Below are 13,165 nucleotides of genomic sequence, written 5' to 3' on the forward strand. Positions count from 1 at the left end.
CACGCTCTTCTAGAGCATGTCCTTGAGGGCCTTGAGCGGCTGGATCTTCACGACCTTGCGGGCCGGCTTGGCCTTGAACATGGTCTCCTGGCCGGTGAAGGGGTTGATGCCCTTGCGCGCCTTGGTGGCCGGCTTCTTCACCACCTTCATCTTCATCAGGCCGGGAACCACGAACTTGCCGGAGCCGCGGTTGCCCAGGCTCTTCTGGATCTGCCCGCTGAGCGCTTCGAACACGGAGCTGACCTGCTTCTTGCTCAGCCCGGTCTGCTCGGCGATGGACACCAGCAGCTCGGACTTGGTCGGGCCCCTGTCGGAGGCGGCGGCCTTCTTCGCGGTGGCGGTCTTGGTCTTCGTGGCCATCTGGATTCTCCTGTGGAAACGGCTGGGGGTAGTGGCTGGTGCCCGGGAAATCGGCGCCAGCGCGGTCTGCAATGCCCATAGTCGCTCAAATGTGAGTCGGCAACGAGAGAAACGCTCACGGTTCACGCGGGCCGCTGGCGCCGTCGGCCCGGGACTTGCGAACAGCCCACCTATCGATGGGTGAACGCATGGGACTTCGCGCAGGCGCAGTGGGGGCAGGACTCGCGGTTATTTCATTGCTCACGGTGGGTTGCGGTGACCGGCCCAGGACAGTCGACCCGAAGGCGAATCAGGAGCCCGGGGCGGAGGTGGGAACCGAAGTTCCCCCGGAGACGCCTCCTGTTCTCCCCGTGGATGCCGGCACTCCTCCGGATGGGGACGCGGGGACGGCGCCCGATGCCGGCGAGCCGGGGGACGCGGGGACGCCCGATGCCGGCGAGCCGCCGGATGCGGGGCCGTGGCCAACGGACGCGGTGCTCGACTACACGCGGGCGTTCGGGGTCGGTAGACCGCGGAGCGTTGGGCTGGATGAGGGGCTGAACCTCTGGCTCCTCGACGGCGACCGCATCGGCGTGCTGCGTCCGGGAGATACGGTCCCGACGTGGACCACGGGGGTCGGTCAGGCGCGCCTGCCGTTCGGCCGGGATTCGCTCGCGATCGACTCGACGGTCATCTGCGGGGGGGAGGCCGGGCGCGCCTACGTGGGGTATCGCGCCGCCGAGATGAAGAAGGATCCGAGGATCCGGCAGCGCACGTACATCCCCTGGCCGGGCGAGGACTTCTACACGCCCGAGCGCTTCGCGGAGTACCAGAAGGGAGACCTGGATGCGGTCCGCCTCCAGTCCGATGGGAGCGTCGTGCTCGAGGAGCACATCTGGCGCACCACCGGCTCGTCGAACGAGGGCAGGAAGATCGGCATCCACAACACGAACGACTTCCACTACGAGGAGGACCGGAGCGTCCTGAACTGCGCTCGCGTGACGCGCGGCCCGTATCGCGGCGACCTCTACATCACGACGAACCACGGGGTGACCCGCATCCAGGGGCTCACGTACAACAGCCATCGTCATCCGGGCTGGTACCTCATCACCACCGATGAGGATGGAAACGAGAGCGAGTCGCTCCAATGCCCGCCGATGTACGGGCTCGGCATCGCGCCGAACGGAGACGTCCTCGTCGCCAACGAGCAGATGCTCGGCGTGCTCGTCCCGAGCCCGAAGCTCGAGGAGTGGGATCGCGAGAAGACCTGGGAGGGCCCCACGCCCTGGAGATTCAAGGGCTTCAACGAGGTGCTCAACGGCCAGGCGGCGGATGATTTCTGGCGTGCCTTCGAGCAGACCACCTCGGGCCGCTACTACCTGGGGAGCAAGGAGTTCGGTCTCTGGGCGATGACGCCAAAGTCCCGCTCGGCGGGGAACTGGTCGAAGCTCACCGGGCTGCCGGCGAAGGGGGTCCTGGCGCTCGCGGCGACGGACGATGGAGCGCTCTACATCGGCACGGATGGCGCGGGCCTCTGGCGATTGGAGCCGGACGGCACCACGTTGGCCCGGGTGCCTCAGGTGTCCGGCCAGAGCGTCTTGCAGCTCGTCTACGAGCCCACCGTGAAGCCGAGCATGCTACTCGTCCTCACCGACCAGGGATTGACCGTCCTCCGGGGACCGTAGGCCCGGGCAGACCCAGGCTGGCCCGTCTGGTGGGCCAGCGTGCTCCGGGGCCTGGGTAGATGTCAGGGGTTGTAGTGCGCATGAGACACGACGGACAGGACCTTCAGGCTGCGATGGGGATGGCGAGGACTTCGGAGGAGGACCTCGAGAGTACCCCCAGGCAGGCGGCTCCCCAGCCGAAGTACGACACCGCGGCCATCATGGGCGGCATCTATGGGGACGGCATCATCGCCCTGAAGGGCGCCTTCGAGCGCGGTTGGGTACAGAAGGTGGGAGAGGACATCGATCTCCTGTTCCAGGAGGCCGTCAAGAGGCCGGGCGGTGCGCTCGGGCGAGGCCCCAATCGCTACTACGTGGAGATCCACCCGGAGCGGCTCCGTGGCTTCGTCGACCTCGTTACGCACCCGTGGGTGGTGGCGGTGTGCGAGTCGGTGCTCGGCCCCGACTACAAGATTGTCGAGCTTGGCTTCGACATTCCATTCGCTGGAGCCCAGAACCAGCCCTGGCACCGTGACTTCCCCTCCCCGGAGGAGACGCTGAAGGGCCGGCGCCTGAACTCGCTGGCGTTCAACCTCACCACCGTCGACGTCACCGAGAACATGGGCCCCTTCGAGATCGCGCCCGGCACGCAGTGGGACTTCTCCCCCGAGTTCGAGCACGGGATGTTCCCGCCCCGGTCGTTCTATCCCCGGTATCTCGAGCGCGCCCAGCGCCGGATGCCGAAGATGGGCGACATCTCGGCGCGCTCCGCCCTGACGATCCACCGGGGCACGGCCAACCACTCGGACAAGCCCCGGCCGACCCTCGTGCTGGGCGTGGACGCGCCGGATGCCCGCAACGCGGAGCGGCACGACCTGCAGGTCAGCCGCCGGTACTTCGAGTCGTTGCCGGAGCAGGTGCGCCAGCACCTGATCTTCCGTGTGGTCGATGAGCTGGAGCCGATCGTCCAGGCTCACACCATCGAAGGACTGGTGAAGGCGGACGTCTGAGACTCCCCGGTCAGCCACTCTGGCTGGCCGTGGAATCCCAGGCTCCCCAGCGCCTGGTTCCATCCCGGACGCGCTCCAGGACCCAGACGCCGTAGGTGATCTTCCCGAGCAGTAGGAAGATGTTCCACTCGTCATAGGCGGAGAGGATGTCGAAAGCTTCCTGCCCCAGCCGCGCGGTCATTCGCGAGCGCGACCGGAGCATCTTGCCGAACCGGAGCGCGTGGCGCGCCATGTCGTCATCGAACACCTCCAGGAACGGCGAGCCCTCGTCCGTCGTCGTGCCATACTCGACGATGCGCAGCCCGGCGGCCTGGTAGGCGGCGGCCATCCGCTCCAGCGAGAGCGTGTCCAGGTTGATACCGAGGCGGTTCGTGACCCGCCGCGCCTCACGGGGCTCGAGCAGGTCCGTCCCCACGGCGCTGCAGTTCATCATCGAACCGCCCGGCTCGAGGACGCGGGCGCACTCCTCGAGCGCTCCTTCGATGTCCTCGACATGGTTGAACATGTCGAGGCACCAGACGAAGTCCACCGAGGCGTCTTCGAGGGGAATCTTCTCGATGGATCCCTTCCGGAGGATCACCCGCTGCCGCAGCGACTCCTTCCGGACCCGCTCCGCGGCGAGCTCCAGGTTCTGCTCGAGCGGGTCCACCCCGATGATGTCGCAGCCCAGGCGCTTTCCCAGCTCGACCAGCTGCTTCCCCTTGCCGCAGCCGACGTCAACGAGCCGTGAGCCAGCACCCATGCCCCGCCGTGCCGGAATCTCACCCAGGGATTCCGACACCGGGCGCCCGCCCGGTGACTCATCCAGGTATGCGTACTCCGACTTCTCGGCCGCGAGGAATGGCCAGAGGAAACGGTAGAACGCCTCGATTCGTTCTTTGCGGTCACTCATGCACGGCCACTCTACCGGCCCGCGCGGAGGGTGGTGAGGTGGGGGCTCACCGTCCCGGATGTCCGCGCCACGCACCACGGCCGTTGACCCGTGCCTCTACCGCGCCGAGAGTCGCGGCATGAAGCTGAGACCCATCACCGAAGTGGGCGCCGAGCTGGGCCTGTCCTCCGACCACGTGCTCCCCTGGGGTACCCACCGCGCCAAGGTGTCGCTGGACGCGCTCGCGAAGCAGGGCGGGAAGCAGGGCCGGCTCGTGCTCGTGTCCGCCATCACTCCCACGCCTCCGGGCGAGGGGAAGACGACCATGTCGGTGGCGCTGGCCATGGGGCTGCGCAAGCGCGGGCGCCGCGCGGTGGCCGCCCTGCGCGAGCCGTCGCTCGGTCCCGTCTTCGGCGTGAAGGGCGGTGGCACCGGCGGCGGGCAGGCCAGCCTGGAGCCCGCGGCCGACATCAACCTGCACTTCACCGGGGACCTGCACGCGATTACCACCGCGAACAACCTGCTCGCGGCGCTGGTGGACAACGCCGTGTACTACGGCCAGCCGGTGGCCATCGACTCCACGCGCGTGCGCTGGCGGCGCGCCATGGACATGAACGACCGGTTCCTGCGCAACGTCATCGTCGGCCTCGGAGGCAAGGCGCACGGCGTGCCACGCGAGGCCGCGTTCGACATCACCGCCGCCAGCGAGGTGATGGCCGTCCTCGCCCTGGCCGAGGGCCTGAAGGATCTGGAGGCGCGGCTGGGCCGCGTCGTCGTGGGCCATTCCCCGGACGGCGAGCCGGTGCGCGCGCGGGACGTGGACGCGGCGGCGGCCATGGTGGCGCTGCTCAAGGACGCGCTGATGCCCAACCTCGTGCAGACGCGCGAGGGCGGCCCGGCGCTGGTGCACGCGGGGCCCTTCGGCAACATCGCGCACGGGTGCAGCTCCGTGCTGGGCACGCGGATGGGGCTGGCATACGCGGACGAGGTGGTGACGGAGGCCGGCTTCGGCTTCGACCTGGGCGCGGAGAAGTTTCTCGACATCAAGTGCCGGAGCGCGGGGCTGTGGCCCCGGGGTGTGGTGCTGGTGGTGACGCTGCGCGCGCTGAAGCACCACGGCGGCGCGGCGGCCGAGCGCGTGGCGGAGCCGGACCGTGAGGCGCTCGTGCGCGGCTTCGAGCACCTGGAGAAGCACCTGGAGTCGGTGGCCGCCTTCGGCCTGCCGGCCGTGCTGTGCGTCAACCGCTTCCCGCAGGACACGGAGGCGGAGCTGGACGAACTGCGCGCCTTCGGCAAGGCGCGTGGTGTGGAGCTGGCGGTGTGCGAGGGCTTCTCGCGCGGAGGAGACGGCTCGCTGGAGCTGGCGGACCGCGTGCTGGAGATGCTGGACCGCACGGACGCCGCGCCGCCGCGCCCGCGCTTCCTCTACGAGCTGTCGCAGTCTCCCGAGGAGAAGGTGCGCGCCATTGCCCGCACCGTGTATGGCGCGGACGACGTGGTCTTCACCGCGGGGGCGCTGAAGGACCTGCGGACGGTGCGCGAGCTGGGCGGCGCGGAGCTGCCGGTGTGCATGGCGAAGACGCACCTGTCGCTCTCCGACGACCCGGCGAAGCTGGGACGGCCGCGCGGCTTCACGCTCACCGTGCGCGAGGTGCGCCTGTCCGCGGGCGCGGGCTTCATGGTGGCGCTCACCGGCGACATCCTCACCATGCCCGGCCTGCCTCGCGAGCCGGCCGCACGCCGCGTCACCGTCCACGATGACGGCAGCGTCACCGGACTGATGCAGGGCGAATGACATTGAAGACCTCGGGAGGGAAGTCAGCCATGAAGCCACAGCTCGCGGGAGCCGTCGTCCTCGTGTCACTGGTCACCACGGCTTGCGCCGGTCCGGGCGCCGCCGGCCGGACACCCACTTCTTCGGAGGTGGCCTCCGACTCCACGGAGAAGGCGCTGTCAGCCACCGAGGCGCGTGAGACGCTCCGCGCCGCCGATGCCACGATGGCCGAGACCATGTCTCGCAAGGGGTCCGCGGAGGGCATCGCCTCGGCCGCCACCGGGGATGCCTTGCTGTTGCTGGATGAGCACTACACGCTGCGCGGCGCCGAGGCCATCCGCGCGCGGCTCACCGCCGAGCCGCTGGAGCGAGATGGGGCCATCGGCGCCGAGGCCCTGGTCTGGGACGTGAGCGCCGACGGGCGGATGGGGTACACGGTGGGGCAGGTGCTGCTCGATTCCACCGGCGGCACGGCGGGGGCCTCGGGTGCATCTCCCGCGCTGAAGCCCGGCAAGAGATACCAGCGCTACCTCGCGGTGTGGACGCGCACGCCCGACGGGCCGTGGCGGCTCGCGGCCGCCGTGTACGGCCGTGCTCGCGGTCCGCTGTCCGTGCCGCCCTCGTTCTCGGTGACCTCCGTCAGTGCGGCACCGGCCATGCCAGCGTCCCCCTCCGACGTGCTCGCCGAAGCCTTCGCCGCCGATTCCGCCTTCTCCGAGCAGTCCACGCGCGAGGGCATGGGCAAGGCCTTCATCGACTGGGCCGCGCCCAATGCCATCATCCCCGGCGGCCCCAGCGGCTTCTTCGGCCGCGAGGCCATCGTGCGGAACTACGCGCCCCTCACCCGCGACAAGGTGGAGCTGCGCTGGGAACCCAGGCTCGGCGGCGGCGCCAGCTCGGGCGACATGGCCTATACCGTGGGCCGTGCCGTCTCCGTCTCGCCCGGTCCGGATGGCAATCCCGACACCCGGTACGTGAAGTACCTCTCCGTCTGGCGCCGACAGCCGGATGGACAGTGGCGCTACGTCGCTGATAGCGGAAACGGGAACCCGGGCCCGGATGGACCCTGAGCCTGAAACTCCGGCTCCAACAACGGCCTCTACCTCCCCAGGTCCCTTCGTGGTGAGCGCGACGTAACGGCTATACTGCCCTCCATGCGTCGGCTCCTCCTTCCGCTCATCTTGGCCGTTACGCCGTGGGGCTGTACCCGTGATGCGGCCCCGAATGTCAGCAACCCGCCGGTCCCCTCCGTGGTGGAGGGCCGCGTGGTGGACGACTCGGGCGAGGGCGTGGCGCACGTCTCGTTGACATTGACCGACACCACCCGGCTCAGCGGCCACGTCGACAAGAACGGCTGCGGCACCTACCACCCGCAGGAGTCCGTCTGGACCGGGCCCGATGGCCGGTTCCGCGCGGAACTGCCCTTCACGCCGAACGAAGTATCGGTGTCGCAGGCGCCCGACGACTTCGACCCGCCGCGCAACCGGCTACCGGTGATGCCGGGTGAAGAGATGACAGTGACGCTGCGGCGCATCGCCTGGCTTGTCTACGAGGGGCAGGTGGTGGATGCGCAGGGAGTGCCGCTGGCCCAGGTACGCATCGAGCCGGGCGAGAGCACTGACGACAGTGGCCATTTCAAGTTCAAGCTGCGTCCCGAGGTGCCGCCGGAGCAGTTCCGCTTCCGCAAGATGGGCTTCAAGCCGGTCTTCGTGCCCGCCGGTGAGACGGCGAAGGTGGTGCTGCGCGAGCGGCGGACGCTGGTGAAGGTGAAGCTCCTCGACGAGAAGACGAAGCAGCCGGCCGGGGGCCTGTACCGTGTCGCGGCGTACCGTGGTGGTGAGCGGCTCAGCTTCTGCACCGCGGGAGACGTGGAGGTGACCCACGAGCCGGCCGTGGGGGAGTGCACCCTCGATGCGGAGCCGGGCCCGGTCGAGCTGCGCGTCGAGGGCAAGCCGGTGCGCAGGCTCGAGGTGGCCGTCGCGCCGCAAGAGGTGTCCCTCGAGGTGGCGCCACCGCCACCGCCGCCGGGCAACCCCTACTGAGGGGGAGCCTTTGCCAGGAGAGGATGAGCAGCTCGCGCGGCGAGCTCAAAATGAGGTCGGACTACCGCAACAGTTCGATTCGATACTGGAACCGCTGCATGGTGGGGGCGAACGGATTTGTCTGCGAGGAAGCCAACGTGTCGAACAGCTTGCGCCAGCGCTCCTGATGGAACCGGTTGTGGAACCAGGCGAAGTCCCGTTCCTCTGCGGCAAGGCGTAGAAGCACAGGGTCCTTCTCGAAGAAGGACAAGAGCTGCTCATCCTGCTCGCGCGAAGAAAAGAAATACAGTGCTGTCAATCCGCCAATACACCTGCGCCAGCTCTTGTCTGGAGGGCTGCTGCTCGGCAGGCTCACCTTGCAATTGCGCTGGATGATCTCCAGCGCGGAGTCCAGGGCAGCCGGGCCTTGGCTCAGCAGTGCCTTCTTCGCACGAACGGCGCGCTCATGGTTCTGGCACTCGGGGGTGTCCTTTCGCGAGCACTGGGTGGCCTGCTGAGCGGTAGCCGGCTGCTCGCCCTAGGCTGGTGCGTCTAACGCGATGCCCTGGCCCCTCTCACCGCGCCCGAGGTGTTGGCGCGTTCGGTGCCGCGCCGCTGTCCTTCCCCACCAGACCCGAGCATTGGCTGCTGTTGGAGTGTGCTCCACCAGACAGGCATGGGGGGCGGTACGACCTGTGCGGCGCCCCTTCGGTACACTCGGCGTGAAACTGAGTTTCTGGGCCAGATTCGCCAGCCCAGAAATACGAGGGAAACCACAAAAAAACTAGTTGCCTGCATGTGGGAGGCAAAAGCTCAAACCGCCGAACCCGAATAGCAACGCGAGACCGTAGAGACAGAGTCAGGAGGACAACAGATGAGGCTGATTGCCTTGATAACGGCCGTAGCCATGGCGTGCGTTGGATGCGCTCATGCGCAGCGCCCGGAATCCAGAATCTATGTCGTCTCCAAAAGCGCTGAGGGGTTGGGTGCCGCGATCGCTACTGGCGGTTCTGGTGGCCATGATTGCCAACAAGAGCACGTGGAGTGCATGCAACGCTGCTGGGACAACCGCTATCCGTGGCCACACAGCGAGGAGCAAAGCGGTTGGTATCACGAAAGATGCATAAAGACCTGTCGAGAGCAGTTTGCGGAATGCGACAAAGAGCAGGAACAAGCACTGAGAGAAAAGGAAAAGAAGTTGAATTTCTCCAGCGTGGATCGCGCGATTGAGTGGATCAGTGGTCATAAGGGCGAAATGACTGTTGGCGCGATTGTCGTTGTTGCGGGGGTCACCTTTGCCCTGGCGGTAAACCCTCTGGGCTGGCTGGTTCTGGTTCCTGTTGCCGCTGCTGCCTCCTGATCTGGATATGCCGATGAAATACAATCTCAACTTTGATGTTGACTCCGTTCTAAATACGCTGCGCACCGTCAACGAGAAATACCAAGAGGGATCACCAGAAGACGAGGCGATCCGGGTCGCCGCCGTGGCGCTGCTTTACGTCCGTGAAAACCAGAAGCTGGACGATTACCGCGAGTTCTTCCGTAAGTTCTACACGCCCGCCGCTGAGTACGTGACCGTTTCCCAGACTTTCGCAACGAGAGAAGAGGCGGACGCATGGCTTGCCAGCGCCACGCCCCGAGATGGCGAGCTTGTCCGAATCGCTGGCCGGGGCTTCCAAGTCATCCCCCAGCGCGGTGGGCAAGGTTTTAGATTCCTCCAGACCCCATTGCCGGACGAGCTAGCGAAAAAGAAACCCAACGACCCCGGGAAAAAGTAGGCAGCCCCTACCGAGACCCAAGCACGGAGCAACCCCGACGACATTACTCGCGCGTCGGGCTTCCTTTGACAGCCGGGAACGTCACGTTCCCGAGGGTGACGGTGCGGGGCCCTTGCGCTTCCCATGGTTTGAGGGTGCAAGGGCAACCCAGTTGCCCCGGCTCCCTCTCGGCACCCACCACGACATAGCCAAGGGCACCGGAAGCAATGGCCGACTCTTGCCACGCGGAAAGCTCCACCTCCGCGCCTGTCCGGTGAACTGGGCTCTGGGGCGCTGCCCGCACCTGTCTTTGTACCGCCTTCCACCCGACAGCCCGCAGCTCCAGCCCATTGAGCGGCTGTGGAGGCCCCTGCGCCAGCGGGCCACGCACAACCTGATCTTCGACGACATGAGCCAGCTTCAGCAGGCTCTGCGCTCGGGCATCGGCTACGACCGCGCACGCCCTCAGGCCGTGCTCAATCTCCTCGGCGAGCCCTGATTCATGACCACATCAGCCGAGACGTGAATGAGGGGCTCTGACTGGGATTGGAGGGGACGCGCGGCTCCTCCCCGATCCGGCTTGATAAAACATTGTGATATAGGCATTCCCCGCGCCGAGCGCCTCGACGCCGAGTCGTTCACGGCAAAATGAAGCCTGGAGCATGTAACGAAGGGGTCACGAATCGAGCACTCAGTTCCATGCGTACCGCGATGCGCCCATCGGGCAAGGGCTCGAGCCTCTCGTGCCCCTGATCGTCATCCCGGCTCGGCGTCCGCGATGCGATCGAGCAGTTCGCTCAACAGCGCACTCTCGCCTTTCGTGAGAACGGTGAGCCGGTCCATCGAGGCACGCAGCGCCGCGGCCACCGCGCGGACATCCGCGTTCGCCGGTGTTGCCGCCTCGCTCGTGATCGCGGCCACGACCGCCTCGCGCGCCGCATCGGCGAGTCCGAGGTCGCGTTGCCTTTCGGGCTGGCGCAGCAGCGTGAGCACGGCCCCGGTGCCCATCGCCGATACGATGCCGAGAGCCCGCTCTTCACTGACCCGAAGCCGACCCGCACGCGCGATGTTCCGGATGCGCCGCCGCAGCACATCGTTCCCGTCGCTGACGGCAGGAGACTGCCACGCCAGGTGCGGATCGCTGCTCATGAGCGCGAACAGCCCTGGATGGCTGAGGCCGAACGCGACGTGCGTATCCCAGCCATCGCGAAAGTCCTGAAGCGGATCGGGGTGTGGCGTGCGCGCGGACTTCTTCGACACGTAGCTCTTCAGCACGTGCTCGATGACGGCCGCGAGCAGGCCCCGCTTGTCGCCGAAGAGCCGGTAGATGGTCGGCGCCTGCACACCGGAGGCGGCGGCCACGGCCCGCGTGGTCGCGGCATCGGGACCTCCGGAGGAGATGAGCTCAGCGGCGGCCGCGATGATGCGCGTGCGCACATCAGGGCCCTCGGCATCTTCGGCGGCGAACTTCTCGCGGTCCTCCATGGGTCCGACATAGCACGTGGCGACTGAAACGCCGATAACAGCGACTTGATAACGCCGTTACCCATCGCTATGTTATCGATGGTAGCGAAATGATGTTTCCACTGATTCCGCAAGGGGCGTTTCATGATCGTCGTGACCGGAGCGACAGGGCAACTCGGCCGTCTCATCGTGGAGAAACTCGTCAGCCGCGTCCCGGTGGACCAGATCGCCGTCAGTGTCCGAGACGTGCGGAAGGCCCAGGAACTGGCGGCACGCGGCATCCGGGTGCGCGGAGGCGACTTCACGGATCCGAAGAGCCTCGCGCACGCCTTCGAGGGCGCGTCCCAGGTCCTGCTCGTCTCATCGAATGCGGCTGCGTACGGTGGCGATCCCCTCGCCCAACATCGCTCCGCCATCGACGCCGCACGGTCCGCCGGCGTGCGGCGCATCGTCTACACGAGCCACATGGCCGCGAGCCGTTTATCGGCGTTTTCCCCGATGCTCGACCATGCGGCGACGGAGCAGATGCTGGGCGAGTCCGGTCTGGCGTGGACCGCGCTTCGCAACGGTTTCTACGCCGCGAGTGCGATGTTCCTGCTGGAGCGGAGCCTGCGGACGGGAGTCTTCGAGGCGCCCGCGGACGGAAAGGTCTCCTGGACCACGCACGCCGACCTCGCGGAGGCGGCAGCGGTGGTTCTGACGAACGAGGGCCGGTACGACGGGCCCATGCCGCCGCTCACGGCAGCGCAGGCGCTCGACTTCGGAGAGCTGTGCGACATCGCGTCGAGCGTCCTCGGACGTCCGATCCGTCGAAGCACCGTGTCGGAGGACGAGATGCGCGCGAAGCTGGTGGCGTCCGGCATGCCCGCGCCCGCGGTTGCCATATCGCTCGGCCTCTACCGCGCGAGCCACAACGGCGAGTTCGCGGCCGTCGATCCCACGCTGCAGAAGCTGCTCGGGCGTGCGCCGACGAGCATGCGCGAGGTGATTGCCGAGAAGATGGGTCGAACGGCTTAGCCCGGGGAGAGAAGGGCCGCGTGAGCAACCGATTGGGTCCCCCAAAACGATCCGCGCCTCCTCGTGAGGAGTGGGGTCGACTCGAGGCGGCGGGCAACCTCTCGCGGAGGCGGCGGGAATCGAACCCGCCGCCTGGCACTCCCAGAGCGGGGCTGGCGGAGTTTCGTGGGAGCCTGGCAGTAGCGTGTGCCCTGGCGCGGTGTGACTGGGGAGGGGCAGGGGGGAGGGCGGGTGGGAGTACCGGCGGAAGCGGCCGGAGCGGACGGTGTTGTATGCGGCGGTGCGGGACAACCTCGCCACGCTGTTGGCGGACTGAGCCCATCCAGCCCGGGTGGACGGACCCGCGTATCGCTCACCTGGGAGTATGTGTCAGGACGCCGTGGACTGCTCCCTGGGAGCGCACGGAGGGTCCCCATCCCTGGCCGGCGAGGAGCGGGCCCGGGCTTCTGCTCCGTGGCGCGAGTCCTTCACCGCGAAGGGTCTCTTGCCGCTATAGTCCCCGCCCTGTTTCGCGACTCAGGGAGGGGCATCGAAATATGAAGCGATGGGCTGGGTATCTTGTTCTGGGCGTGCTGCTGGTCGGAGTGGGGGTCCCCGTTGACGCGCTTGCGCAGGCGAAGCCGGCCAAGACCAAGGCAAGCGCGACCAACGCGGAGAGCGAGGAGCAGGGGGCGTCTGAGGGGGGGCGCACCTCCGCCTTCAAGCAACCCGGCGGGCTCCTCGACAGGGGGGAACCCCACGAGCGGAAGCAGATGCTGTCCTTCTACGGCATCCTCCCCTGGGGGTATGGGTTCGGCGCTGGAGCCGCGGTCCGCTACGGCATTCCCATCGTCAAGGAGGGGTTCATCCGGCCGCTGAATGACTCGATCGAAATCGAGTTCGGCGGTGACTTCTGGTACGCCAACTACGGCCTGCTGTCGGGCTTCGACTATGGCTACCTGGGGCTGCTCATTCCCGTGGAGGGCCAGTGGTCCTTCCACATCACGCCCAAGTTCACCGCCTTCGCCAAACTGGGCCTGGGCTGGAGATTCAACTTCTGGACCGATTCGTCGGTCCCGAGCAGTCTCGGGTATGGCGGCTTCTGGTGGAACACCGCCTGGGGCGTGAACTACAAGCTCGGGGAGAGCCTGTGGGTGCGCGGAGAAGTGGGTATCACGGGTCTCAAGGCGGGTGTGGGCCTGACCTTCTGATTCACGAGGGAGCAGCAATCCCCGCCGCCGCGAAGAAGCGCGCGAGATCCTCGGGAAC

Annotated in this window: 14 protein-coding genes; 10 read left to right on the forward strand and 4 right to left on the reverse strand. The window is 67.3% G+C overall.

The window, feature by feature from the left end:
- Positions 1-9 precede the first annotated feature (9 nt).
- Positions 10-360 carry an HU family DNA-binding protein gene (locus NR810_RS06925; protein WP_257449205.1) on the reverse strand — a complete coding sequence of 117 codons (351 nt, stop codon included), beginning with the start codon at positions 358-360 and terminating at the stop codon, positions 10-12.
- A gap of 308 nt (positions 361-668) precedes the next feature.
- Between NR810_RS06925 and NR810_RS06930 the strand changes: the two genes are divergently transcribed.
- Together NR810_RS06930 and NR810_RS06935 are read left to right on the forward strand one after the other, a co-directional pair.
- Complete coding sequence (locus NR810_RS06930) at positions 669-2,024, forward strand: hypothetical protein (RefSeq protein WP_257449207.1); 1,356 nt, start codon at positions 669-671, stop codon at positions 2,022-2,024.
- Between the two features lie 119 nt (positions 2,025-2,143).
- Positions 2,144-3,013 (forward strand): phytanoyl-CoA dioxygenase family protein, encoded by an 870-nt coding sequence (locus tag NR810_RS06935; protein WP_257449209.1) that lies wholly within the window; start codon positions 2,144-2,146, stop codon positions 3,011-3,013.
- Positions 3,014-3,023: 10 nt separating this feature from the next.
- Here the strand turns inward: NR810_RS06935 and NR810_RS06940 are convergent, their stop codons facing one another.
- Entirely contained in the window at positions 3,024-3,905 is an 882-nt protein-coding gene (locus NR810_RS06940; RefSeq protein WP_257449211.1) for a class I SAM-dependent methyltransferase, read from the reverse strand.
- A 118-nt stretch (positions 3,906-4,023) separates the two neighbouring features.
- Here NR810_RS06940 and NR810_RS06945 point away from each other — a divergent pair, with 118 nt between their 5' ends.
- The 3 genes from NR810_RS06945 to NR810_RS06955 all read left to right on the forward strand — a co-directional run bounded on the left by NR810_RS06945 (position 4,024) and on the right by NR810_RS06955 (position 7,700).
- On the forward strand, positions 4,024-5,679 hold the full coding sequence (locus NR810_RS06945) for a formate--tetrahydrofolate ligase (protein WP_257449213.1): 1,656 nt from the start codon (positions 4,024-4,026) through the stop codon (positions 5,677-5,679).
- A gap of 29 nt (positions 5,680-5,708) precedes the next feature.
- Positions 5,709-6,728 carry a DUF4440 domain-containing protein gene (locus NR810_RS06950; RefSeq protein WP_257449215.1) on the forward strand — a complete coding sequence of 340 codons (1,020 nt, stop codon included), beginning with the start codon at positions 5,709-5,711 and terminating at the stop codon, positions 6,726-6,728.
- A gap of 195 nt (positions 6,729-6,923) precedes the next feature.
- A complete protein-coding gene (locus NR810_RS06955) occupies positions 6,924-7,700 on the forward strand; it encodes a carboxypeptidase-like regulatory domain-containing protein (protein ID WP_257449217.1) in 777 nt (258 codons plus the stop codon).
- Positions 7,701-7,761: 61 nt separating this feature from the next.
- Here NR810_RS06955 and NR810_RS06960 read toward each other — a convergent pair whose 3' ends face one another.
- Entirely contained in the window at positions 7,762-7,998 is a 237-nt protein-coding gene (locus NR810_RS06960; protein WP_257449219.1) for a hypothetical protein, read from the reverse strand.
- Positions 7,999-8,553: 555 nt separating this feature from the next.
- On the opposite strand from NR810_RS06960, the gene NR810_RS06965 reads away from it, so the two are divergent.
- From NR810_RS06965 to NR810_RS06975, 3 genes are all read left to right on the forward strand, one after another.
- On the forward strand, positions 8,554-9,039 hold the full coding sequence (locus tag NR810_RS06965; protein WP_257449221.1) for a hypothetical protein: 486 nt from the start codon (positions 8,554-8,556) through the stop codon (positions 9,037-9,039).
- Between the two features lie 13 nt (positions 9,040-9,052).
- Positions 9,053-9,457, forward strand: coding sequence for a hypothetical protein (locus NR810_RS06970; RefSeq protein ID WP_257449223.1), 405 nt, complete (start codon positions 9,053-9,055; stop codon positions 9,455-9,457).
- A 217-nt stretch (positions 9,458-9,674) separates the two neighbouring features.
- A complete protein-coding gene (locus tag NR810_RS06975) occupies positions 9,675-9,935 on the forward strand; it encodes a hypothetical protein (RefSeq protein WP_257449225.1) in 261 nt (86 codons plus the stop codon).
- 257 nt (positions 9,936-10,192) lie between these two features.
- Here NR810_RS06975 and NR810_RS06980 read toward each other — a convergent pair whose 3' ends face one another.
- Entirely contained in the window at positions 10,193-10,921 is a 729-nt protein-coding gene (locus NR810_RS06980) for a TetR/AcrR family transcriptional regulator (protein WP_257449227.1), read from the reverse strand.
- Between the two features lie 123 nt (positions 10,922-11,044).
- On the opposite strand from NR810_RS06980, the gene NR810_RS06985 reads away from it, so the two are divergent.
- Together NR810_RS06985 and NR810_RS06990 are read left to right on the forward strand one after the other, a co-directional pair.
- On the forward strand, positions 11,045-11,917 hold the full coding sequence (locus NR810_RS06985; protein WP_257449229.1) for an SDR family oxidoreductase: 873 nt from the start codon (positions 11,045-11,047) through the stop codon (positions 11,915-11,917).
- A gap of 536 nt (positions 11,918-12,453) precedes the next feature.
- On the forward strand, positions 12,454-13,107 hold the full coding sequence (locus NR810_RS06990; RefSeq protein ID WP_257449231.1) for a hypothetical protein: 654 nt from the start codon (positions 12,454-12,456) through the stop codon (positions 13,105-13,107).
- Positions 13,108-13,165: the final 58 nt, after the last annotated feature.

Source organism: Archangium lipolyticum (assembly GCF_024623785.1).
GTDB lineage: Bacteria > Myxococcota > Myxococcia > Myxococcales > Myxococcaceae > Archangium > Archangium lipolyticum.